Source organism: Streptomyces sp. KL116D, from assembly GCF_030766975.1.
Classification (GTDB): Bacteria; Actinomycetota; Actinomycetes; order Streptomycetales; family Streptomycetaceae; genus Streptomyces; species Streptomyces longispororuber_A.
This window is the reverse complement of the sequence record NZ_JASERH010000035.1, coordinates 133,324-156,525: the sequence shown is the minus strand read 5'-3', so window position 1 is coordinate 156,525 and position 23,202 is coordinate 133,324. Positions and strand designations below refer to the sequence as shown.

The 23,202-nt window shown below is 72.2% G+C and carries 19 protein-coding genes and 1 riboswitch; of the genes, 6 read left to right on the top strand and 13 right to left on the bottom strand.

Annotation, left to right across the window (positions count from 1 at the left end; genetic code table 11):
- Positions 1-260 precede the first annotated feature (260 nt).
- Entirely contained in the window at positions 261-1,334 is a 1,074-nt protein-coding gene (gene sepH / locus RBJ77_RS13900) for a septation protein SepH (protein WP_372345291.1), read from the top strand.
- Between the two features lie 154 nt (positions 1,335-1,488).
- Here sepH and RBJ77_RS13895 read toward each other — a convergent pair whose 3' ends face one another.
- Positions 1,489-2,346 carry a sulfurtransferase gene (locus RBJ77_RS13895; protein WP_372345290.1) on the bottom strand — a complete coding sequence of 286 codons (858 nt, stop codon included), beginning with the start codon at positions 2,344-2,346 and terminating at the stop codon, positions 1,489-1,491.
- A 267-nt stretch (positions 2,347-2,613) separates the two neighbouring features.
- Between RBJ77_RS13895 and RBJ77_RS13890 the strand changes: the two genes are divergently transcribed.
- Together RBJ77_RS13890 and RBJ77_RS13885 are read left to right on the top strand one after the other, a co-directional pair.
- Positions 2,614-3,390, top strand: coding sequence for a VOC family protein (locus RBJ77_RS13890; RefSeq protein WP_372345289.1), 777 nt, complete (start codon positions 2,614-2,616; stop codon positions 3,388-3,390).
- 146 nt (positions 3,391-3,536) lie between these two features.
- Positions 3,537-4,247 carry an IclR family transcriptional regulator gene (locus RBJ77_RS13885; RefSeq protein ID WP_372345288.1) on the top strand — a complete coding sequence of 237 codons (711 nt, stop codon included), beginning with the start codon at positions 3,537-3,539 and terminating at the stop codon, positions 4,245-4,247.
- An 80-nt stretch (positions 4,248-4,327) separates the two neighbouring features.
- Here the strand turns inward: RBJ77_RS13885 and dmpG are convergent, their stop codons facing one another.
- From dmpG to mhpD, 3 genes are read right to left on the bottom strand one after another with little or no spacing between them, the layout of a single operon-like run.
- Complete coding sequence (dmpG, locus tag RBJ77_RS13880; RefSeq protein WP_372345287.1) at positions 4,328-5,350, bottom strand: 4-hydroxy-2-oxovalerate aldolase; 1,023 nt, start codon at positions 5,348-5,350, stop codon at positions 4,328-4,330.
- Complete coding sequence (locus RBJ77_RS13875) at positions 5,347-6,327, bottom strand: acetaldehyde dehydrogenase (acetylating) (protein ID WP_372345286.1); 981 nt, start codon at positions 6,325-6,327, stop codon at positions 5,347-5,349. The genes dmpG and RBJ77_RS13875 overlap by 4 nt, the downstream gene beginning before the upstream one ends.
- Positions 6,324-7,133, bottom strand: coding sequence for a 2-keto-4-pentenoate hydratase (mhpD, locus tag RBJ77_RS13870; RefSeq protein WP_372345285.1), 810 nt, complete (start codon positions 7,131-7,133; stop codon positions 6,324-6,326). The genes RBJ77_RS13875 and mhpD overlap by 4 nt, the downstream gene beginning before the upstream one ends.
- A gap of 183 nt (positions 7,134-7,316) precedes the next feature.
- Here mhpD and RBJ77_RS13865 point away from each other — a divergent pair, with 183 nt between their 5' ends.
- The gene (locus tag RBJ77_RS13865; protein WP_372345458.1) at positions 7,317-8,039 is read left to right on the top strand and encodes an IclR family transcriptional regulator; all 723 of its coding nucleotides are present in this window, start codon (positions 7,317-7,319) and stop codon (positions 8,037-8,039) included.
- Between the two features lie 144 nt (positions 8,040-8,183).
- Here RBJ77_RS13865 and RBJ77_RS13860 read toward each other — a convergent pair whose 3' ends face one another.
- The 4 genes from RBJ77_RS13860 to RBJ77_RS13845 form a co-directional block, all read right to left on the bottom strand.
- Positions 8,184-8,837, bottom strand: a complete 654-nt coding sequence (locus RBJ77_RS13860) for a thymidine kinase (RefSeq protein ID WP_255970427.1) — start codon at positions 8,835-8,837, stop codon at positions 8,184-8,186.
- An 86-nt stretch (positions 8,838-8,923) separates the two neighbouring features.
- Positions 8,924-10,111 carry an alkaline phosphatase family protein gene (locus RBJ77_RS13855; protein WP_372345284.1) on the bottom strand — a complete coding sequence of 396 codons (1,188 nt, stop codon included), beginning with the start codon at positions 10,109-10,111 and terminating at the stop codon, positions 8,924-8,926.
- A complete protein-coding gene (locus tag RBJ77_RS13850) occupies positions 10,111-10,707 on the bottom strand; it encodes a DUF5998 family protein (RefSeq protein ID WP_372345283.1) in 597 nt (198 codons plus the stop codon). Before RBJ77_RS13850 ends, RBJ77_RS13855 begins: the two co-directional genes overlap by 1 nt.
- Before the next feature lie 73 nt (positions 10,708-10,780).
- Positions 10,781-13,594 (bottom strand): GNAT family N-acetyltransferase, encoded by a 2,814-nt coding sequence (locus RBJ77_RS13845; RefSeq protein ID WP_372345282.1) that lies wholly within the window; start codon positions 13,592-13,594, stop codon positions 10,781-10,783.
- A 188-nt stretch (positions 13,595-13,782) separates the two neighbouring features.
- Between RBJ77_RS13845 and RBJ77_RS13840 the strand changes: the two genes are divergently transcribed.
- Positions 13,783-14,064 carry an HPr family phosphocarrier protein gene (locus RBJ77_RS13840; protein WP_105968582.1) on the top strand — a complete coding sequence of 94 codons (282 nt, stop codon included), beginning with the start codon at positions 13,783-13,785 and terminating at the stop codon, positions 14,062-14,064.
- A gap of 225 nt (positions 14,065-14,289) precedes the next feature.
- Here the strand turns inward: RBJ77_RS13840 and RBJ77_RS13835 are convergent, their stop codons facing one another.
- From RBJ77_RS13835 to RBJ77_RS13820, 4 genes are all read right to left on the bottom strand, one after another.
- Positions 14,290-14,976, bottom strand: a complete 687-nt coding sequence (locus RBJ77_RS13835; RefSeq protein WP_372345281.1) for a GntR family transcriptional regulator — start codon at positions 14,974-14,976, stop codon at positions 14,290-14,292.
- 224 nt (positions 14,977-15,200) lie between these two features.
- Entirely contained in the window at positions 15,201-16,001 is an 801-nt protein-coding gene (locus tag RBJ77_RS13830; RefSeq protein WP_372345280.1) for a M23 family metallopeptidase, read from the bottom strand.
- 12 nt (positions 16,002-16,013) lie between these two features.
- A riboswitch (cyclic di-AMP (ydaO/yuaA leader) is annotated at positions 16,014-16,186 on the bottom strand.
- Positions 16,187-16,447: 261 nt separating this feature from the next.
- Complete coding sequence (locus tag RBJ77_RS13825) at positions 16,448-17,815, bottom strand: M16 family metallopeptidase (protein WP_372345457.1); 1,368 nt, start codon at positions 17,813-17,815, stop codon at positions 16,448-16,450.
- A 17-nt stretch (positions 17,816-17,832) separates the two neighbouring features.
- Positions 17,833-19,200 carry a M16 family metallopeptidase gene (locus tag RBJ77_RS13820; RefSeq protein ID WP_372345279.1) on the bottom strand — a complete coding sequence of 456 codons (1,368 nt, stop codon included), beginning with the start codon at positions 19,198-19,200 and terminating at the stop codon, positions 17,833-17,835.
- 266 nt (positions 19,201-19,466) lie between these two features.
- Between RBJ77_RS13820 and RBJ77_RS13815 the strand changes: the two genes are divergently transcribed.
- Positions 19,467-21,923, top strand: a complete 2,457-nt coding sequence (locus RBJ77_RS13815) for a DNA topoisomerase (ATP-hydrolyzing) subunit A (RefSeq protein ID WP_255970404.1) — start codon at positions 19,467-19,469, stop codon at positions 21,921-21,923.
- Here RBJ77_RS13815 and RBJ77_RS13810 read toward each other — a convergent pair.
- The gene (locus tag RBJ77_RS13810; protein WP_372345278.1) at positions 21,920-22,999 is read right to left on the bottom strand and encodes a GTP-binding protein; all 1,080 of its coding nucleotides are present in this window, start codon (positions 22,997-22,999) and stop codon (positions 21,920-21,922) included. The two genes, RBJ77_RS13815 and RBJ77_RS13810, sit on opposite strands and share 4 nt — an antisense overlap.
- Positions 23,000-23,202 lie beyond the last annotated feature (203 nt).

Sequence of the window (23,202 nt, the reverse complement as noted above, 5' to 3'; positions counted from 1 at the left end):
TGCGAGCCCTGGGTCCGGTCTCCCGCCAGGGTGTCCGGGGCCTTCCAGGACCGCCGGGAGGGGGCTCGTTGCACAGGGTGACGACTTCGGTCACTTAGCGTTGCGAACAGGTAACCGTGCCATAACGGCGCTCTCGGGTCGATGCCCGACACGCCGGGCAACTCGGCAAGGTTGTGGCAGGCTGCACCCGGGCAGGCCACACTCGACTAGCGGAAGCAGCGACGCACGTGACGTCGGCAGGCACCACCCGGGAGGTCCCCATGCCCGAACTGCGTGTCGTGGCCGTCTCTAACGACGGCACACGGCTGGTGCTGAAGGCTGCGGACAGCACGGAGTACACGCTTCCGATCGACGAGCGCCTCCGGGCCGCCGTGCGCGGCGACCGTCCGCGTCTCGGCCAGATCGAGATCGAGGTGGAGAGCCACCTCCGCCCGCGCGACATTCAGGCGCGCATACGGGCAGGCGCCTCCGCCGAGGAGGTCGCCCAGCTCGCGGGCATCCCGGTCGATCGTGTACGCCGCTTCGAGGGCCCCGTGCTCGCGGAGCGTGCCTTCATGGCCGAGCGGGCCAGGAAGACCCCCGTGCGCCGTCCCGGCGAGACCACCGGCCCCCAGCTCGGCGAGGCGGTGCAGGAGCGACTCCTGTTGCGCGGCGCCGACAAGGAAACCGTCCAGTGGGACTCCTGGCGCCGCGACGACGGCACCTGGGAAGTCCTGCTCGTCTACCGGGTCGCGGGCGAACCGCACTCGGCGAGCTGGACCTACGACCCGCCCCGCAGGCTCGTCCAGGCCGTGGACGACGAGGCGCGCTCGCTGATCGGCGAGTCCGACGACATCGGTGCGCCCGAGCCCACGTTCCCCTTCGTGCCGCGGATCGCCCGGCTGCCCAGGGACCGGCCGCTGGACCGCGCCCTGGACCGGCAGTTGGAGCGCCCCGCGCCGCCGCCCGAGCCACCGGCGGAGGACAACCTGCCGGCGATCGCCTCCTCATCGGAGCGCGACTCGCTGACCAGCCTCCTGGAGGCGGTGCCCAGCTACCGCGGCGACATCGTGGTGCCCGACCGTCCGACGACGGCTCCCGAGCCGCCGCAGGAGGAGCCGGAGCCGCCCGCTGCCGCCGAGGTGGAGGAGCCGCCCGCGCCCGCCGCGTCGGCCGGGGCCGGATCCGCGTACGCGGACGTCCTGATGCCGCGTGCCGTCGCGGGCCACCGTGACCGCCTCACCGGCACCACGGACCGCCAGGCCGAGGCCGACGGAGTACGTCCCGGGCGCCGGGCAGCGGTGCCGAGCTGGGACGAGATCGTGTTCGGCACGCGCCGCAAGAAGCAGGAGTAGCGCGCCAGTCCTCGTCGGCATACGTACGGGTACACGTGCCGGTACGTGCTGGCCTACGTGTCGGCATACGTAGACGTGGATCGTGGTTTCTCACCGCATACGGAGACGGGGCCCGCGCCGGACGACGGCGAGGGCCCCGTTCCCGTAGGCACCCCTACTGCGGGTCCGCCCCCGTCGCCACGGGACGGGACTCGTCCGCGGACCACTCCGACCACGAGCCGACGTACAACTGCGCGTCGATGCCCGCGACCGCGAGCGCCAGGACCTCGTGGGCGCCCGAGACGCCGGAGCCGCAGTACACGCCGACCTGCCCCGGATCGCCGGTCGCGCCAAGGGACTTGAAGCGGTCGGCGAGTTCGGCCGCGGGGCGCAACCGGCCGTCCTCCGCGACGTTCTCCGTGGTGGGCGCCGACACGGCGCCCGGGATGTGGCCGCCGACCCGGTCGACGGGCTCGGTGTCACCCCGGTAGCGCTCGGCCGCGCGGGCGTCCAGGAGGAGACCGGAGCGGGCCAGGGCCGCGGCCCCGTCCGCGTCGAGCAGACCGGTGGCACCGGGTGCAGGTTCGAAGGTGCCCGGCTGCGGCGACGGGACCTCGGTCTCCAGCGGCCCGTCCCACGCGGCGAGACCGCCGTCGAGGACCCGCACGGACGGGTGACCCGTCCAGCGCAGCAGCCACCAGGCGCGGGCCGCCGCCCAGCCCTGACCGCCGTCGTACACCACGACGTCGCGGTCCGCCGAGACCCCTGCCGCCCGCAGCGAAGCACCGAGGTCTGCCAGCTCGGGAAGCGGGTGACGCCCCCGGCCCTCACCCGCGTGACCTGCGAGTTCCGTGTCGAGGTCGATATAGACGGCACCCGGGACATGACCCGCCTCATAGGCCGCCCGGCCATCGAAAGCCGGTGCCCCCGCGGCCTTCGCGAGGCTGAGCTGCCAGCGGATGTCGAGCACGACGGGGGGATTCTCCCCCGCCGACTCGCTCGCCAGTTGGGATGCGGTGATGATGGCATTCATGAGGGTCATCCTTGCTCATGGTCTGGCCCGAGAGGCCCCGTTCGGATAGCGTGCTCGATCGACTACCGAGCGTGCAACGGCCGGGTCATGGCGCTGCAATGAGTGCGAAACATCGTTTCGGGCATCCTCTGCGAGGAGTCCGGCGGTTTCGGCGCGGTCAGGAAGCGCCGCGCGGCACGGAGTGCCACCATCAGCACGGGCGTGATGCGGCACCGCGGGTTCCCGAGTGAGGAACCCCCGAGGGTTCGTTCCGAGGAGAGAGTGACGATGACCGAGGCAGCAGCCCGGCGCGCACCGGGCACCCCGTGCTGGGTGAGCCTGATGGTGCACGACATGGACGCGACCCAGGAGTTCTACGGGGCGCTGTTCGGCTGGGACTTCCGGCCGGGCCCGCAGCAGCTCGGCCCGTACGTCCGGGCGCTCCTCGACGGCAGGGAGGTGGCCGGCATCGGTCAGCTGCCGCCCGACCGTCATCTGCCGGTCGCCTGGACCCCCTACCTGGCCTCGGACGACGTGGACGCGACCGCCGAGACGGTGCGGCACTGCGGCGGCACCGTGGGCGTCGGACCGCTGGACGCCGGCGAGGCGGGCCGGATGGCGATCGGGTCCGACCCGGCGGGCGCGGTGTTCGGCATCTGGCAGGCGGCCGCGCACCTGGGCACGGCGGTGACCCGGGTGCCGGGCGCGGTGGCCTGGAACGAGCTGGTGACCCGGGAGACGGCGACGGTCGCCAAGTTCTACCAGGCGGTCTTCGGCTATGCGGAAGAGGCCGTGGTCTCGGCCGACTTCGACTATCTGACGCTCCAGCTGGAGAGCCGCCCGGTGGCCTCCGTGCACGGCGTCGGACACTCCCTGCCGCGCGACCGGGGCGCGCACTGGGAGACGTACTTCGAGGTCGCGGACGTGGACGAGGCGGTGGAGCGGGTCGCCGACCTGGGCGGGCACGTGGTCAAGCCGGCCCGGGACGGCTCGCACGGCCGGGTGGCGACGGTGGCGGACCCGGAGGGCGCACACTTCGCGCTGGTGACATCCCGGACCCAGTAGTCGCCACGCCGGCCCAACACCCCCGCTGAACAGCGGACTTGTGACCGGGCGCCCCGGAACCGACCGCGGCGCGCGTCGCTCGGCGCAGGCCCTGACCGGCCCGTCCGAGCCCGAGGCGTGATCGACCCCGCCGATAGACTGCGGCCGTGAACGATCAGCAGGCAGCCACCAAGTCCGCGCGGGCCGCCGGGTCCCAGACCCTGGCGCGGGGCCTGACGGCGCTCGGGGTCGTCGCCGACGCACCGCAGGGCCTCACCGTGCAGGAGGTCGCCGAGCGACTCGGCGTGCACCGCACGATCGTGTCCCGGATCCTGACCACGCTGGCCGACTTCCACCTGGTCACCCGGGCCGGGGACGGGCGGTACCGGGCCGGGGCGGGCACCGTCGTGCTCGCCCGGGGGTACGCGGCCGGGCTGCGCGACGCTGTCCTGCCGGTCCTGCGCAGGGCCGCCGAGGAGCTCGGCGCCACGGTCGCGCTGATCGCCGAGGAGGGCGACGAGGCGGTCGCGGTCGCCGTCGTCGAACCGCAGTCCGTCGACTACCACCTCGCCTATCGCGTCGGCAGCCGCAACCCGCTGGGGGTCGGGGCGGCGGGGCTCGCGCTGGCGTCCCTGCACCCGCCGTTCCCGGGCGAGGCGGCGGAACTCGCCGCGATCCGGGAGCAGGGGTACGCCGGCACGTACGGGCAGGTGGAGCCCGGCGCGCACGGGGTCGCCGTCCCGCTGCGACTGCCCGACCCCGCGACCCGCCTCTGCATCAACCTGATCACCGCCCGCGAGGCGCTGGCACGGGACGCCGTGCCGCGGATGCTGGCCGCGGCGGAGGAGATCCGGGTGCTGGCGGACGGCGTCGCGTAGGCCCGGCCGGGGCGACCGGGCCCTGCCCTGCCGGGCAGGCCGGGTTTGGCCGGGTCCGACAGGGTTCCGCCTGCGGGTGGTCAGGACGACGCGTTCCCGTCCGCTCCTGCCAGGTCGAGGGCGATGTCGGTGATCATGTCCTCCTGGCCGCCGACCATGCCGCGCCGGCCCGCCTCGACGAGGATGCTGCGGGTGTCGAGGCCGTAGCGCTCGGCGGCCGCCTCCGCGTGGCGCAGGAAGCTGGAGTACACCCCCGCGTAGCCGAGGCTCAACGTCTCGCGGTCCACGCGCACTTCGCGGTCCTGGAGGGGACGGACGAGATCGTCGGCGGCGTCCATCAGCGGGAACAGGTCGCAGCCGTGCTTCCAGCCCTGCAGGTCGGCGACGGCGACGAAGGCTTCGAGCGGGCAGTTGCCGGCGCCCGCGCCCTGCCCGGCGAGGGAGGCGTCGACACGGGTGACGCCCTCCTCGACGGCGACGACGCTGTTGGCGACGCCGAGCGCGAGGTTGTGGTGGGCGTGGATGCCGAGCTCGGTGGCCGGGTCGAGGACGTCACGGTAGGCGCGGAAGCGCTCGCGCACTCCGTCCATGGTGAGGCGGCCGCCGGAGTCGGTGACGTAGACGCAGTGGGCGCCGTAGGACTCCATCAGCTTGGCCTGGCGGGCGAGTTCGGCGGGCTCGGCCATGTGGGACATCATCAGGAACCCGGCGACGTCCATGCCCAGCTCGCGGGCCGCGGCGATGTGCTGGGCGGAGATGTCCGCCTCGGTGCTGTGCGTGGCGACGCGCACGGAGCGGATGCCGAGGGCGTGCGCCTGCTTGAGGTCGTGGATGGTGCCGATGCCGGGGAGCAGCAGCGTCGTGGGGACGGCCCGCCGCGTGGCGTCGACGACGGCCTCGATCCACTCCCAGTCGGTGTGCGCGCCGACGCCGTAGTTCACGCTGGACCCGGCCAGGCCGTCGCCGTGCGAGATCTCGATGGCCGCGACCCCGGCCGCGTCGAGGGCGGCGGCGATGGTGCGGGCCTGCTCGGTGGTGTAGCGGTGGCGGACGGCGTGCATGCCGTCCCGCAGGGTGACGTCCTGGACGTAGAGCGTGGTCACTTGGCGGCCTCCGTCAGCTGGTGCGCGGCCATGCGCTCGGCGGTGCGCAGCGCGGCCGAAGTCATGATGTCGAGGTTTCCGGCGTAGGCCGGCAGGTAGTGGGCGGCGCCCTCGACCTCCAGGAAGACGGAGACCTTCAGCGCCTCGCCGGTCCCCTCGGGGACGAGGCCGTGCAGCGCGTCGCCGGGGTGCACGGCGTCGAACTGCACCTCCTGCTTGAGGCGGTAGCCGGGCACGTACGCCTGGACGCGCTCGACCATCTCCCGCACCGACGCGGCGATCGCCTCGGTGTCGGCCGCGGAGACCAGGCAGTGCACGGTGTCCCGCATGATCAGCGGGGGCTCGGCCGGGTTGAGGACGATGATCGCCTTGCCGCGGGCCGCGCCGCCGACCTGCTCGATGGCCGACGACGTGGTCTCGGTGAACTCGTCGATGTTGGCGCGGGTGCCGGGCCCGGCCGAGCGGGAGGCGATGGAGGCGACGATCTCGCCGTAGTGGACCGGGGTGACGGCGTTCACGGCGGCCACCACCGGGATGGTGGCCTGGCCGCCGCAGGTGACCATGTTGACGTCGGTCGCGTCGAGGTGCGCGTCGCCGTTGACGGGCGGGACGACGTACGGGCCGAGCGCGGCCGGGGTCAGGTCGATCAGGGTGCGGCCGAGGGGGCGCAGCACCTCCGCGTGGTGGCGGTGGGCGCCGGCCGACGTGGCGTCGAAGACGATGCGCACGTCCTCGAACTCCGGCATCTTCACCAGCCCTTCGACGCCCTCGTGCGTGGTGGCCACCTTCAGGCGGCGGGCACGGGCCAGGCCGTCGGAGTCCGGGTCGATGCCGGCCATCGCGACGATCTCCAGCGTCTCGGACAGCCGCAGGATCTTGATCAGGAGGTCGGTGCCTATGTTGCCGGAGCCGATGACGGCGACCTTCGTGCGCGTGCCGTCGCTGTTGCCGTGGTCGTTGCTGTTGCCCTTGCTCACTTCTCTTCTCCCTGTGCCGCGAAGGTGACCTGGACGGAGCCGAGGCCGGTGATGGTGGCCTCGAACGTGTCGCCGGGGGCGGCGGGCACCATCGGGCCGAGCGCACCGGTCAGCAGCACGTCGCCGGCGCGCAGCGGGTCGCCGCGCCCGGCCAGGGCGCCGGCCAGCCAGGCGGCCGCGTTGAGCGGGCTGCCGAGGCAGTCGGCGCCGGTGCCGCGGGACACGGTCTCCCCGGCGCGGGTCATGGTCATCTCCACGGCGCGCAGGTCGAGGCCGGTCAGCGGGACGGGCGTGCCGCCGAGGACGTAGAGACCGCAGGACGCGTTGTCGGCGACGGTGTCGACGATGGAGATGTCCCAGCCGGCGATGCGGCTGTCGACGATCTCCAGGGCGGGCAGGGCGAAGTCGACGGCGCGCAGCACGTCGGCGACGGTGCACTCGCGGTGCGGCAGGTCGTGGGCGAGGACGAGGGCGACCTCGGCCTCCACCTTCGGCTGGAGCAGCGCCCCCGCGGGCACCACGCCGCCCTGGGCGACCTCCATGTCGGCGAACAGGGCGCCGAAGTCCGGCTGGTCGACACCGAGCTGCGCCTGCACGGCGGGCGAGGTGAGCCCGATCTTGCGGCCGACGATCCGGCGTCCGGCGGTCAGTGCGCGCTGCACGTTCAGGCGCTGCACGACGTACGCCGTCTCCACGTCGCCGTCCGCGAACAGCGGACGTACGGGCGGGCAGGGAACCCGGGTGCGCGTGGCCTCGGCCAGCGCGTCGGCGGCCTTGACCACCGCCGGGGGGACGTCCTGCGACATGGGCGACCTCCAAGGTATCCAGAAGAGGAAGGAAGGGGGGAACGGGTGGAGCGGGTGGAGCGGGCGGGGAGAACTCCGGCCGGAGTCACCAGGTGAAGTCTCCGGCTGTGATCTCCGGTATAGACAACGACACGAGGAAGGGGCAAAAGTTGTTCCGTGACACGGAACAACGAGGGCGGCAACATGCTGCAGAAGTCCGCCCTGATCCTGGAAAGCTTCCTGCCGGGCGGCGGCCCGTTCCGCCTGTCGGAACTCGTGGAGCGGACTGGTCTGGCCAAGCCCACGGCCCACCGGCTCACGGCGGATCTGGTCCGGCTCGGCTGGCTGGAGCGCTCGGGTCCGCACTACCGGCTCGGGGCGAAGCTGTTCGAGCTCGGTTCGCTGGTGCCGGGCCGCCGCGATCTGCGGGAGACGGCGCTGCCGTTCCTCCAGGACCTCTTCGAGGCCACGCACGAGACGGTCCACCTGGGCGTGCGCGAGGGGCTCGACGTGGTGTACCTGGAGCGCATCCACGGCCACGACTCCCCGTGGCTGCCCTCCCGGATCGGCGGCAGCCTCCCGCTGACCTGCACCGGAGTGGGCAAGGCGCTGCTCGCGTTCTCGGGCGCCGAGCTCACCGAGGAGGTGCTGTCGCACCCGCTGCCGAGCCTCACCCCGTACTCGATCACCGATCCGGAGCAGCTGCGCACGGCGCTGGAGAAGACGCAGGTCTCGGGTCTCGCCTACGAGGAGCGGGAGGCGGCGGAGGACGTCAGCTGCATCGCCGCGCCGGTGTTCGCGGGCGGCACCGCCGTCGCGGCGCTCTCCGTGGCGGTGCCACGGGCCCGCTACCGGCCCGCCCAGCTGGCCCCCGCGGTGCGGACGGCCGCCCTCGGCCTGTCCCGGCTGCTGCGCGGGGGCGTCTGACCGGCGCCGAGCCGACCTGGTCGGGCGGACGAGACCAGGCGGACGAGGCCAGGCGCAGAACGTCTGACGCAGGAGGCCAGGCCGAGAAGGCCGGGCCGAAGAGGTCAGGCCAAGGAGTCAGGCCATGAGGTCAGGCCGAGGACGTCAGGCCGAGGACGTCACCGGCAGCACGTCCGGCGACAGCGCGGCGGCGCGCGCGGAGGCGCTGGTCATCCGCTTGCGGTGGTGCCTGCGGCACAGCACCTCGTACCCGACCGTCTCGACGGGCGTCCCCACGTCGCCGACGACGACCTGCTCGCCCTCGACCACCATCTCGCCGCCCACGGTGCGCGCGTTGTGCGTGGCCCGCGCCCCGCACCAGCACATGGCCTCGACCTGCAGCGTCTCCACCCGGTCCGCGAGTTCGACCAGGCGCTGCGAGCCGGGGAACAGCTTGGAGCGGAAGTCGGTGGTGATCCCGAAGGCGAAGACGTCCAGGTCGAGGTCGTCGACGACGCGGGCCAGCTGGTCGATCTGGCCGGGCGCGAGGAACTGCGCCTCGTCCGCGATCACGTAGTCCACCTTGCCGCCCTGCGAGAGGTGCTCGACGACGTACGCGTACACGTCCAGGTCGTCGGCGACCTCGACGGCGTCGGTGACCAGGCCCAGGCGCGAGGAGAGCTTTCCCTCACCGGCCCGGTCGTCGCGGGTGAAGATCATGCCCTGCAGGCCGCGGGCGGACCGGTTGTGCTCGATCTGCAGAGCCAGGGTGCTCTTTCCGCAGTCCATGGTTCCGGAGAAGAACACCAGCTCGGGCATGGGGAGTCGAGCACCTTTCGAGTGAGGGAAGGGGTGGGGCGGCAGGGCGGAGCGGGACGGTCGGGGCGGTCGGAGCGGGGCGGGCGTCAGGAACGTACTTCGAGGAGCGGTACGAGCTGTTCCGCCGGGGTCATGGAGCCGTGGTTGCCCACCATCAGGGATTCCTTCGGCTCGGTCTGCGAGGCGATGATGACCACGTCGTCACGGGCCGCGGCGATCACGTCGCCGAGGCGCCCGTACACCCGCTCGTCGACGTGCGGGCCGAACCAGCCGGCCGCGATCGCCTCGTCCCGGCTCGCGATCCAGAACTGCTCGCCGAGGACCTCGCGCCACACGGCCAGGACGTCGCCCTGCGCGCCCGGCACCGCGTACACGTGGCGGGCCCTGCCCTCGCCGCCCAACAGGGCGACGCCCGCGCGCAGTTCCCAGTCCTCGTCGAAGTCGATCCGGGACTGCTCGTCGAAGGCGATGTCGACCATGCCGTGGTCGGCGGTCACGTACAGGGCGCTGCGCGGCGGCAGTTGCTCCGCGAGGCGCTGGGCGAGCCGGTCCACGTACATGAGCTGGCCGCGCCAGGCGTCGGAGTCGAGGCCGAAGCGGTGCCCCTTGCCGTCGACCTCGCTGTAGTACGTGTAGACCAACGACCGGTCCCCCGCCGCCAGTTGCTCGGCGGCCAGGTCCATGCGGTCCTCGCCGGAGAGACGCCCGTAGAAGGTGCCGCCACTCAGGGCGATCTTGGTGAGCGGTGTCGACTCGAAGGCCGGGGCGGAGACCTGGGCCGTGTGCACGCCGGCCGCGTGGGCGCGCTGGAAGATCGTCGGGTACGGCTGCCAGGTCTGCGGCTTCGTCCACGGGTTCCAGCGGAGCTGGTTCATCAGGGCGCCGGTGTCCGGGTTGCGCACGGTGTAGCCCGGCAGGCCGTGGGCGCCGGGCGGCAGGCCCGTGCCGACGGAGGCGAGGGAGGTGGCGGTGGTCGCCGGGTATCCGGCGGTGATCGGCCGACCGGTGCCGCCGCGCGAGGACGCTATGAGCGAGCTCAGGAACGGGGCCTCGTCCGGATGCGCCTTCAGCTGCTCCCAGCCGAGGCCGTCGATGAGGAAGACGCAGACGCGGTCGACCGGAGCGAGCTCCGGGATCGCGGCCGTGCAGTCGGGGACGCCCAGGTGGGCGCCGAGGGTGGGCAGCAGGTCGGCGAGCGATCCGGTGCCGTACGCCGGGACGGGAGCGGAGTGGACGGGCAGCGGCTCTACGTCGTCCCAGGCGGCCTGCGTCATCAGCGTCCCGCGTCCGCGGTGGCCTCGGACAGCGCCTGGGCGAAGGCCAGCGCCTGCCGGACGGTCTCCGGGCCGTCGCCCGCCTCGCTGACGCGCAGGCTCAGGTCGTCGGCGGTCGAGCTGCCCGTGTAGCCGTGGTCCGCCTCGCAGTTGGGGTCGCCGCAGGCCGCGGGCTCCAGGTCGATGCGGGAGACGGCGCCCCAGCCGATGGTGAGGACGACCTCGCGGGGCAGCGTGCCCGGGACGTACTTCTCCGGGTTGGCGACGACGCGGCTGAGCACGACCGACGAGATCCGGCCGATCTTCACGGACTCGGTGGACGTCGTCGCGTACGGCGTCGGGGACGTGGTGTCGGCCGCCTGCTCGTCGGTGTGGCTGACGATGAAGCGGGTGTCGGTCAGGACCAGGACGGTGACGTGCCGGCGGACCTCGTTCGCGTCGAACGTGGTCTCCTGGTGCACGAGGTACGACGAGATGGGCTCGCCGCCGACCGCGGCCTCCACCGCCTCGGCCACGAGGGCCGGGTAGTAGCCGCTGCGCTCGATCGCCGCTCGCAGCCCTTGGGTCGTCGTACTGGTCTTGGCCATGGTGTCCATCCTAAGGCCCGGGAAGAGACTGCCGTTGCCCCTGTGGATAACCCTCGGTCGAGGCGTTTCCCCGGCGTGTCGGTCAGTACGCGACGGGCAGCGTGCGGGGTCCGAGGTCGTCGCGGGCGGGCGGTGGCGCGAGCCGGACGGAGGCGCCCAGCACGGTCAGTCCGTGCTGGGCGACGACGACCGGTTCGAGGGTGACGCCGACGACCTCGGGATGGTCGTCGACGAGCCGGGACACGCGCTGCAGCAGTTCTTCCAGGGCGGGCGTGTCGACGGGGGCGGCGCCGCGCCAGCCGAACAGGATCGGGGCCGTCTTGATGGAGCGGACGATCGACTGTGCGTCCCGGTCGGTCACCGGGATCAGCCGGTGGGCGGTGTCGCCGAGCAGCTCGGAGGCCGCGCCGGCCAGCCCGAAGGAGAGCACCGCCCCGGCCGCCGGGTCGATGACGGCGCGGACCACGGTGTCGACCCCGCGCGGCGCCATCGCCTGGACGACGGGCCGCAGCTCGGCGGGTTTGCCGAGGTGTTCGGTCAGCTCTTCGTAGGCCCGCCGCAGATCGGTCTCGTCGGCCAGGTCGAGGCGTACGCCGCCCAGGTCGGCGCGGTGCCGCAGGTGCGGGGCCGTCGTCTTCAGGGCCACGGGGTAGCCGAGGGTGCGCGCGGCCTGCGCGGCCCGGTCGACGTCCGGGGCGGGCAGGGTGCGGCGTACGTCGATGCCGTAGCGGGCGAGCAGCTCGCGGGCGTCGTCCGGGGCGAGGTCGAGGCCGCGCGGGTCGTCCTCCTTCGCGAGCAGTTCGGTGATCAGGGTGGCGGCGCCCTGCTCGTCGATGCCGTCGTACTCGGGCACCTTGCCCGGCTCGGCCGCGTCCCGCCGCCATTGGGCGTACTTGACCACTTCGGAGAGGGCGTGGACGGCGCGCTCGGCCGCCGGGTAGGCGGGGATGAGGCGCGGGGTGCCTTCCGGCGTCTCGGGGGCGGTCTGGGCCGGGCGGGGCGCCTCGGGCGCGTTCGGGCCGGTGCTGGCGGCGGCGGAGAGGGCCTCGGCCAGGCCGCCGAGCTCCACGTGGACGACGAGCACCGGCTTCGTGGGGGCGGTGGCGGCGGCCTTGCTCAGGGCGGCGGCCAGCTCCGCGTCCTCGGTGGAGTCCTCGCCCACGGCCGGCATGGCGGTGACGACGACCGCGTCGGTCTTGTCGTCGGCCAGGGCCTCTTCGAGGGCGGCGCGGAAGTCCGCCGCGGACGCGGCGGTGGTCAGGTCCCTCGGGGGCTTGGGGCGCAGCCCTTCGGAGAGGCACACGTCGTAGGTGAGCAGGCCGAGCGACTCGGAGTTGCCGAGGATGGCGACGCGGGGGCCCGCGGGCAGCGGCTGGCGGGCCAGCAGGAGCCCGGTGTCCACGAGTTCGGTGATCGTGTCGACGCGGATGACGCCCGCCTGGCGCAGCAGCGCGGAGACGGTGGCGTACGGGAGGCGGGTGGCGCGGACCGCGTGCCCGGTGGGTGCGATGCCGCTGTGCCGGGCGCCCTGGACGACGACGAGCGGCTTGGCGGCCGCGGTGCGGCGGGCGAGGCGGGTGAACTTGCGCGGGTTGCCGATCGATTCGAGGTACATCAGGGCGACGTCGGTGTCCGGGTCGTCGTACCAGTACTGGAGGACGTCGTTCCCGGAGACGTCGGCGCGGTTGCCCGCGGAGACGAAGGTGGAGACCCCGGTGACCCCGGTGACTCCGCCGCCGCGCCGGTGCAGGCGCGACAGGAGGGCGATGCCGATGGCACCGGACTGGGTGAACAGGCCGATGCGGCCGGGGCGCGGCATCTCGGGGGCCAGTGAGGCGTTGAGCCGCACGTCGGGCGAGGTGTTGACGATCCCGAAGGCGTTCGGTCCGACGATGCGCATCCCGTAGGTGCGGGCCTGGCGGACCAGTTCGCGCTGGCGCTCGCGGCCCTCGGCGCCGCTCTCCGCGTATCCGGCGGAGACCACGACCAGGCCCTGGACGCCGCGCTCGCCGCACTCGGCGACGACCTCGGGGACGTCCGGCGCGGGCACGGCGACGACGGCCAGGTCGACGTGGTCGGCCGGGTCCATGTCCCGTACGGAGCGGTGGGCGGGGACGCCGTCGATGTCGGTGAGGTCGTCGGGGAACGCCTTGTTCACCGCGTACAGGCGGCCGGTGAAGCCCGCGTCCTTCAGGTTGTCGAGAACGCTGCGCCCCACGCCTCCTCGTGCGCGGCCCACGCCGATCACGGCGACGGACCCGGGTGCGAGGAGGCGGTGCACGGAGCGGGCCTCGGCGCGCTGTTCGCGGGCGCGCTGCACGGCGAGCGACGCCTCCGTGGGCTCCAGGTCGAACTCCAGGCGGACGACGCCGTCCTCGAAGCTGCGCTTCTGGGTGTACCCGGCATCCCGGAACACCTTGATCATCTTGGTGTTGGCGGGCAGCACCTCGGCGGCGAACCGGCGGATGCCGCGCTCACGGGCGACCGCGGCGATGTGCTCCAGCAGGGCGGACGCGACGCCGCGCCCCTGGTGGGCGTCCTGCACGAGGAAGGCGACCTCCGCCTCGTCGGCGGGCGCGGACGCGGGCATGCCCCGTGCGTCGATCCGGTCGTAGCGCACGGTCGCGATGAACTCGCCGCCCACGGTGACGGCCAGGCCGACCCGGTCCACGTAGTCGTGATGGGTGAAGCGGTGGACGTCCTTCGCGGACAGTCGTGGATAGGGCGCGAAGAAGCGGTAGTACTTCGACTCGTCCGAGACCTGCTCGTAGAAGCTGGTCAGGCGGTCGGCGTCCTCGGTGGTGATGGGCCTGATCCGCGCGGTGCCGCCGTCCCGCAGCACCACGTCGGCCTCCCAGTGGGCGGGGTAGGCGTGCCGGTCCGACGGGGTCTCCATGCCGCAAGAGTAGGGCGGGTCACCGACAAGCGTGTGTCGGCGGTACGGGTCGCGTCCCGCGCGTGTGGGAGGCAGGCTGAGGGGGACCCGGGGCCCTTGCCTTACGGGACCCGGGTCCGCGTCGAGCACGTTCGACGGTGTGTGAGAATGGTCTAGACAACCGTGAGACACCTGAAGGGCAGCATCACATGGCTGAGCGCCGCGTCAACGTCGGCTGGGCCGAGGGCCTCCACGCCCGCCCCGCCTCCATCTTCGTCCGCGCGGCCACGGCGGCCGGCGTCCCCCTGACGATCGCCAAGGCCGACGGCAACCCCGTCAACGCCGCCTCCATGCTCGCGGTGCTCGGCCTGGGCGCCCAGGGTGGCGAGGAGATCGTCCTGGCCTCCGACGCCGAGGGCGCGGACGCCGCCCTCGACCGTCTGGCGAAGCTGGTCGCCGAGGGTCTCGAGGAGCTCCCCGAGACCGTCTGACCCCATCGGTCGGCAGAGCCGCGCGATTCCCTTCGGGGACGCGCGGCTCTGTCGTTTCCGCTTTTCGGTTCGCGCACCCGGGCGCGGAATTCACCCGGTCCGCACGACAACACAAAGCAATCGCACCGAGAACTCGAATATCCGGACCCATTCTCGGAATGGGCAGCGGAAATCACTCCGCGGTCGTGCGGCGAATACCGTATCCCTTTGTATACGGCTCCCCTGTTAATGCTGAAGGCCCGCCGTGTTTACGGCATGTTGCGAAGTCCTCACGCGCTCGCCCGCGCGGGGGACCCGCAGCCGGTGGGCCGCGGTCGCCCGTTCGGTGTGCAGCGCGGTCAGGGAGCGGGCCCGCTCGGCGTCGCCGCGGGCCACCGCGTCCACGATCGCGCCGTGCTCGGCCCAGGACTCGGCCGGCTGGGCCGGGCTCTCCACGGCGTACATCCACGCGATCTTGTGCCGCAGCTGGGTGAGCAGGGCGATCAGTCCGGGGCTGCCCGAGGCCTGGGCGAGCGTCTCGTGGAACCAGCCGCCCAGCGAGCGCAGATCCTCGCTCTGACCGCCCCTGGACCGCTCCTGACCCAGTCTGACCAGGCCGCGCAGGACCTTGAGGTGGGCGTCGGTGCGGCGCTGCGCGGCCCGGGCGGCGCCCAGCGGTTCCAGCAGCATGCGGATCTCCAGGAGGTCGGCGGCCTCCCGCTCGGTCGGCTCGGCCACGCACGCGCCCGCGTGCCTGCGCGTGACGACGAACCCCTCCGCCTCCAGGGTGCGCAGCGCCTCGCGGACCGGCACGCGCGAGACTCCGTAGCGGCGCGCGAGCTGTTCCTCGGTGAGCCTGCCGCCGCGCTCGTAGACACCCGCGACGATGTCGTCGCGGATGGCCGTGCATACCGAGTGCGCGGGAATGCGCATGACCCGACCTCCGCCTTAATCCCCGCGAAACGCGGTCGATTGACGCCCGTGCGAACGCGATGAACACCCGGTCAGCGCGCCTGCCCATCGACTCTATTCCACCGTTCCCGAATTTCCGACGGCGGGCCGGAATCCAGGGATATTTTTTGGCCAGGCGAGGTCCGCGCACGCGAAAGCCCCGGCTCGGTGAGCCGGGGCTTTCGGATGATGCTGTCGCCGGTGCGTCAGACGCCCACGCCGTGCGAGCGCAGGTACGCGACCGGGTCGATGTCCGAGCCGTAGTCGGGGCCGGTGCGGGCCTCGAAGTGGAGGTGCGGGCCCGTGACGTTGCCCGTGGCGCCGGAGAGGCCGATCTGCTGGCCCGGGGTGACGGACTGACCCACGGAGACGCCGATGGAGGACAGGTGACCGTACTGGGTGTACGTGCCGTCGTTCATCTTGATCACGATGTTGTTGCCGTACGCGCCGCCCCAGCCGGCCTCGACGACGGTGCCCATGCCGACGGCGTGCACCGAGGTGCCGCTCGCCGCGTGGAAGTCGATGCCGGTGTGGCTGCCGGAGGACCACAGGCCGCTGCTCGCCTTGTAGGCGGTGGAGACGTACGAGCCGGAGATGGGCGCCACGTAGGTGTTCAGGCGCTTGCGCTCGGCCTCACGGGCGGCGCGCTCCTTGGCCTCGCGCTCCTTCTTGGCCTTCGCCTCGGCCTCGCGCTTGGCCTCCTCGGCCTTCTTCTTGGCCTCGGCCTCGGCCTTCTTCTCGGCCTCCGCCTTGGCCGCGGCCGCGTCGGCGGCCTTCTTCTGCGCGACGGCCTGCGCGTCGATCTGGTCGGCCAGCGAGTCGCCGATGGCTATCGCCTGGGTGAGGCCGTTCTGCTCGGCGGCCGCGTTGTCGGCGGCGAGAGCGGGGGCGGCGAGGCCTCCGATGACACCGGTCGTGGTGAGCGCCGCGACACCCGCGACGTGCGCGGTGGTTCGCGTGAGACGGCTCGGACGACGGTGCTTCCCGGTGGCACGGGTGAACGCCATGAAGGGGCTGGTCCTTTCCTTCCCTCTCGCCTACCGGGTTAGCTGACGGGTTCGGAGCAGGAAGGTCTCCTACGGGCCCCCTCCCCCGCCTCACGGCCGGAAAGAGCGTCCGATTCACCCCAGGGACTGCGGTGGGTCCCCGGCTCCCCTGGCTCGCGCCACGGGGGACTCGGCGATGACTGTCCGGTGTCGCGGGCGCGACGTGTGTCTGGCGGACAGCCGGACCGACGCTAAGCGGGACATCTTTCGATCGACAAACGGATCCCGGCTTTTGTAGTGCATGCCACAGAGCAGACAGGCAACCTCCGCCCCAATTCGGACATACGTGACCCTTGTTCGATCCGAGGGCGGACAAGAAGGGACGTGAGGGACACCACGGAGCCCCGGAGACCTGTATGGCCTCCGGGGCTCCGGGTTCAGCAGGGTGTTCAGCAGGGCGGCACGGGTCAGCCGGTGACCACGGTCACCTCGCCGATGCCGAGGGCCTTGACGGGCTCCTCGATCGCCGCGGCGTCGCCCACCAGGATCGTCACCAGGCGGTCGGCCGGGAAGGCGCTCACGACCGCCGCGGTGGCCTCCACGGTGCCCGTGGCCGCCAGTTGGCGGTACAGCTGCGCCTGGAAGTCGTCCGGCAGGTGCTGCTCGACCTGGTCGGCGAGCGTGCCCGCGACGGCCGCGGCGGTCTCGAACTTCAGCGGGGCCACGCCCACCAAGTTCTGCACCGCCGTGTCCCGTTCGGCGTCCGTGAGGCCTTCGGCCGCCAGGGTGCGCAGCACCTGCCAGAGGTCGTCGAGCGCCGGTCCCGTGTTCGGGGTGTCCACGGAGCCGCTGATGGCGAGCATCGACGCGCCCGTGCCGTCGGGCGCCGAACGCAGCACCTGGGCGAAGGAGCGCACCCCGTAGGTGTAGCCCTTCTCCTCGCGCAGGACCCGGTCCAGGCGGGAGGTGAGGGTGCCGCCCAGGCAGTACGTGCCGAGGATCTGCGCGGCCCACACGCGGTCGTGCCGGTCGGGTCCGATGCGGCCGATGAGCAGCTGCGTCTGCACGGCTCCCGGGCGGTCCACGATCACGACGCGGCCGGTGTCGTCGGCGGTGACCGGCGGCACGGGGCGCGGCTCGGCCGTGTCACCCGTCCAGGCGCCGAGGGTGTCCGCGAGCAGTGCGGCGAGGTCCACGCCCGTCAGGTCCCCCACGACGACCGCCGTCGCGGTGGCGGGGCGCACGTGCTTCTCGTAGAAGGCGCGCACGGCCGCCGCGTCGATGGCGGTGACGGTCTCCTCGGTGCCCTGGCGCGGGCGCGACATGCGCGCGCCGGCCGGGAAGAGCTGCCGGGAGAGCTCCTTGGCGGCGCGGCGGGCCGGGTTGGCGCTCTCGTGCGGGATCTCGTCCAGCCGGTTGCGGACGAGACGCTCGATCTCGCTGTCGGCGAAGGCGGGCGCCCGCAGGGCGTCGGCCAGCAGGGCGAGCGCCTTGGGCAGCCGGGAGACCGGCACCTCGAGGGAGACGCGGACGCCGGGGTGGTCGGCGTGCGCGTCCATCGTGGCGCCGCAGCGCTCCAGCTCCGCCGCGAACTCCTCGGCGGAGTGCTTGTCGGTGCCCTCGTTGAAGGCACGCGCCATGATCGTGGAGACGCCGTCGAGGCCCTTCGGCTCCGCGTCCAGCGGCGCGTCGAGGTTGATCTCGACCGCGACGACCTGCTGGCCGGGGCGGTGGCAGTGCAGCACCGTCAGGCCGTTGTCGAGCGTGCCGCGCTGCGGGGCGGGGAACGCCCACGGCTTGGGCGCGCCCGCCTGCGGCTGCGGGTGGAAGTCCATGATCGCGAGCTGCTCGGTCACCGGCCCGCCTCCTCAGCGTTCTCGGCGGTATCGGCGTCGGTCTCGGTGTCGGTCTCGGCCGGGGCCGTGGGCTCGTACACGAGGACCGCGCGGTTGTCGGGGCGCAGGCGGGCCTTGGCGATCTCCTGGACCTCCTCGGCGGTCACCTCGAGGACGCGCCGTACGGCGGTCAGGGCGAGCTGCGGGTCGCCGAACAGGACGGCGAACCGGCACAGTTCGTCGGCGCGGCCCGCGACCGTGCCCAGCCGGTCCAGCCACTCGCGCTCCAACTGGGCCTGCGCGCGCTCCATTTCCTCGGCCGTCGGGCCCTCCTCGGCGAACCGGGCGAGCTCCTCGTCGACGGCCGCCTCGATGACCGGCACCTCGACGTCACCGGAGGTCTTCACGTCCAGCCAGCCCAGGGAGGGCGCCCCGGCGAGCCGCAGCAGGCCGAACCCGGCGGCGACAGCGGTGCGGTCACGGCGCACCAGCCGGTTGTAGAGCCGCGACGACTCGCCGCCGCCCAGCACGGTCAGGGCGAGGTCGGCGGCGTCGCACGCGCGCGTGCCGTCCCCCGGGAGCCGGTAGGCGGCCATCAGGGCGCGGGCCGGCACCTCCTCCTCGACGACCTCGCGGAGCTGCCCGCCGATCACGTCGGGCAGGGCGCCGTCGCGCGGGGCGGGCTTGCCGTCGTGGCCGGGGATGGACCCGAAGTACTTCTCGACCCAGGCGAGGGTCTCCTGCGGGTCGATGTCGCCGACGATCGACAGCACGGCGTTGTTGGGCGCGTAGTAGGTGCGGAAGAAGTTCCGCGCGTCCTCAAGAGTGGCCGCGTCCAGGTCGTCCATGGAGCCGATGGGCGTGTGGTGGTACGGGTGGCCCTCGGGGTACATCAGGGCGGTCAGCTTCTCGAACGCCGTGCCGTACGGGACGTTGTCGTAGCGCTGGCGGCGCTCGTTCTTCACCACGTCCCGCTGGTTCTCCATCGACTCGTCGTCGAGGGCGGCCAGCAGCGAGCCCATGCGGTCCGCCTCCAGCCACAGCGCGAGCTCCAGCTGGTGGGTGGGCATGGTCTCGAAGTAGTTCGTGCGCTCGAAGCTCGTCGTCCCGTTGAGCGAGCCGCCCGCGCCCTGGACCAGTTCGAAGTGGCCGTTGCCGTGCACCTGCTTCGAGCCCTGGAACATCAGGTGCTCGAAGAGGTGAGCCAGGCCCGTGCGGCCCTTGACCTCGTGGCGCGAGCCGACGTCGTACCAGAGGCAGACCGCCGCGACCGGGGTCAGGTGATCCTCGGAGAGCACCACGCGCAGGCCGTTGGCCAGCCGGTGCTCGGTCGCTGTCAGGCCGCCGGAGCCGGCCTCGGCGGTGGCCGTGTGACCCATGGGCATGTACGTCCCTTCGATCGCGGAGAACGCGAAATACGCAGCAAACCACAGAACTGCTGCCAGTCCTGCCACTGTATGCAAGCGTGCTGACACCTGGCGAAGTTCCCGCTCGGGCTACGCCGTAAGCGAGCACGGGGACCCTTCCGGGGGCCGCCCGCGACCCGCTACGGACGGGTCGCGATCGGCGTTGTCAGTGGGGCGGTCCACAATGGTCCGCGACAGTTCTCGTTCATGTACCCGTTCATGTTGGTGAAGGAGCCGCAGCAGCGATGGCCCGCCGCAGCACGAAGACCCCGCCGCCCGACGACTTCGAGGAGAGGATCCTCGACATCGACGTGGTCGACGAAATGCAGGGCTCCTACCTGGAGTACGCGTACTCGGTCATCTACTCTCGCGCCCTGCCCGACGCCCGCGACGGGATGAAGCCCGTCCACCGTCGGATCGTCTACCAGATGAACGAGATGGGCCTGCGCCCCGAGCGCGGCTACGTGAAGTGCGCTCGCGTGGTCGGCGAGGTCATGGGTAAGTTGCACCCCCATGGCGACGCGTCGATCTACGACGCCCTGGTGCGCCTGGCCCAGCCGTTCTCCATGCGCGTGCCCCTGGTGGACGGGCACGGCAACTTCGGCTCGCTGGGCAACGACGACCGCCCGGCCGCCATGCGTTACACCGAGTGCAAGATGGACGCCGCGGCGTCCCTGATGACCGAGTCCATCGACGAGAACACCGTCGACTTCGCGCCGAACTACGACGGCCAGGAGCAGGAGCCGCTGGTCCTCCCGGCGGCGTACCCGAACCTCCTGGTGAACGGCGCGTCGGGCATCGCGGTCGGCATGGCGACCAACATGGCGCCGCACAACCTGGGCGAAGTGATCGCCGCCGCCCGGCACTTGATCAAGCACCCGGGCGCCGACCTCGAGACGCTGATGAAGTTCGTCCCGGGGCCCGACCTGCCCACGGGCGGCCGGATCGTCGGCCTGTCCGGCATCAAGGACGCCTACGAGACGGGCCGCGGCACCTTCAAGATCCGCGCGACGGTCTCGGTGGAGAGCGTGACGGCGCGCCGCAAGGGCCTCGTCGTCACCGAGCTGCCCTTCGCGGTCGGCCCCGAGAAGGTCATCGCGAAGATCAAGGAACTGGTCGGCTCGAAGAAGCTCCAGGGCATCGCCGACGTCAAGGACCTCACGGACCGCGAGCACGGCCTGCGCCTGGTCATCGAGATCAAGAACGGCTTCGTGCCGGAGGCCGTCCTGGAGCAGCTGTACAAGCTGACGCCGATGGAGGAGTCCTTCGGCATCAACAACGTGGCGCTGGTGGACGGTCAGCCGCTCACGCTCGGCCTCAAGGAGCTCCTCGAGGTCTATCTGGACCACCGCTTCGAGGTCGTGCGCCGCCGCAGCGAGTTCCGCCGCAGCAAGAAGCAGGACCGGCTGCACCTGGTCGAGGGCCTGCTCGTCGCCCTGGTGGACATCGACGAGGTCATCCGCCTCATCCGCTCCAGCGACAACAGCGCGCAGGCCAAGGAGCGCCTGATGGAGCGCTTCTCGCTGAGCGACATCCAGACGCAGTACATCCTGGACACGCCGCTGCGCCGCCTCACCAAGTTCGACCGCATCGAGCTGGAGTCGGAGCGCGACAAGCTCAACGGCGAGATCGACGAGCTGACCGGCATCCTGGATTCGGACACCGAGCTGCGCAAGCTGGTCTCCACCGAACTGGCCGCCGTGGCGAAGAAGTTCGGTTCCGACCGGCGCACGGTGCTCCTGGAGTCGGCGGGCGCGCCGGTGGCGTCGGTCTCGCTCCAGGTGGCGGACGACCCGTGCCGCGTGCTGCTCTCGTCGACCGGCCTGCTGGCCCGCACGGCGAACGGCGAGCCCTTCGGCGCGGACGAGGACGGCAAGCGCACCAAGCACGACCTGATCGTCTCCGCGGTGCCGGCGACGGCCCTCGGCGAGATCGGCGCGGTCACCTCCGAAGGCCGGCTGCTGCGGCTGAACGTCATCGACCTGCCGCAGCTCCCGGAGACGGCGTCCGCGCCGAACCTCTCCGGAGGCGCCCCAATCTCCGAGTTCCTCTCCTCCTTGGAGGCCGACGAGACGGTCGTCTGTCTGATGACCCTGGACGAGTCGTCCCCGGGTCTGGCGATCGGCACGGAGCAGGGCGTCGTGAAGCGTGTGGTCCCCGACTATCCGTCGAACAAGGAGGAGTTGGAGGTCATCACCCTCAAGGACGGCGACCGGATCGTGGGGGCGGTCGAGCTCCGTACCGGCGAGGAGGACCTGGTCTTCATCACGGACGACGCGCAGCTGCTGCGCTACCAGGCGTCCGTGGTGCGTCCGCAGGGCCGTCCCGCGGGCGGCATGGCCGGCATCAAGCTGGCGACCGGCGCGAAGGTCATCTCGTTCACGGCGGTCGACCCCGCGGCCGACGCGGTGGTGTTCACGGTGGCGGGCTCGCGCGGCACGCTCGACGACTCGGTGCAGACGACGGCCAAGCTCACGCCGTTCGACCAGTACCCGAGGAAGGGCCGGGCGACCGGCGGTGTGCGCTGCCAGCGGTTCCTGAAGGGCGAGGACTGCCTGAGCCTGGGCTGGGCGGGCCCGGTGCCCGCGCGCGCGTCGCAGAAGAACGGCATGCCGGCGGAGCTGCCCGAGATGGACCCGCGACGCGACGGCTCGGGCGTCTCGCTCCCGAAGACGGTGGCGGTGGTGGCGGGACCGGCCTAGAGGTCCCGCGGCTCCTCGGCCGCTTCGCCCTTCTCCTGTACGTAGCGGAGAACGCCCCACATGCCGTGCTCGTCGACGGTGTGTGGGGCTTCGCTCCTGCAGGCGTCGAGTTCCGTGCCGAGCGCGGCCGTGTCGATGCCCGCGCCGATGAGGACGAGCTGCGTCAGCCGTGGCCCGCCGGCGGGCCACGGCTCCGGCCGGAACCGCAGGAACGGCCCGACGGCGTGCACCGCGTACCGGTTGCGCGGGTCGCCCGCCCCGAAGTCGACGTACCCCTTGATCCGGTAGAGCCCGTCGGGCCTGCCGTCGAGGAACGTCATCAGGCGGCGCGGGTCCATGGGCACCTCGGAGGTGAAGGCGACGCTCTCGTAGGCGGCGTGCAGATGCGCGTCGTGCGCCTCGCTCTCGTCGTGCCGGTGGAGGTCGTCGAAGGACAGCTGTCCGATCCGCTCCTCCGAGGGACGGCAGTCGAAGAGCAGTTCCGGGTCGATCCGGCCGTACGAGGCGGTCACGACGGCGGCGCGGCCCGCTGCCACCCGCACGGCTCCCAGGACGCGCTCCTGTTCGTCCGGGGCGACCCGGTCGCCCTTGTTCACCACGACGAGGTCGGCGAGCCCGAGGTGGCGCTCCACCTCGGGATGCTTCTCCCTCGTGGCGTCGAACTCGGCGGCGTCGACGACCTCGACCAGCCCTCCGTAGACGATCCGCGGGTTCTCGCTCGCGAGGACCATCCGCACGAGTTCCTGGGGTTCCGCGATGCCGCTCGCCTCGATGACGATGACGTCCATGACATGACCGTCATGGACGGGGCCGGTCAACTTGTCCAGATAGACGTCAAGTTCACTGGCGTCCACGGCGCAGCACAGGCATCCGTTGCCGAGCGAGACGGTGGAGTCGCCCAGCTGTCCCGCGACCGCCATCGCGTCGATCTCGATCGCCCCGAAGTCATTGACGATCGCGCCGATCCGGGTGCCGCCGCTGCGGTGCAGCAGGTGGTTCAGGAGCGTGGTCTTCCCCGATCCGAGGAAGCCCGCGAGGACGACGACGGGGATCTGCTGCGGGCTCGCCTTGCTCAACGCGACCTCTCTCGCGCCGAAGCGCGCGCCGGCCCGCGGGCCGGCTCTCGTACGAAGGGTGAATGCCGACCCAGGATACGAGCGCGCAGAAAGCGAGCGAAGTGAACGATTGTTAGCGCTGCCCATTGGGCACACGTTGGAGAGGCGCCGGTTTACACGGTCCGTGCATCCGTGCGCCTCCTCTCCGCCTCCCCGCCGATCAG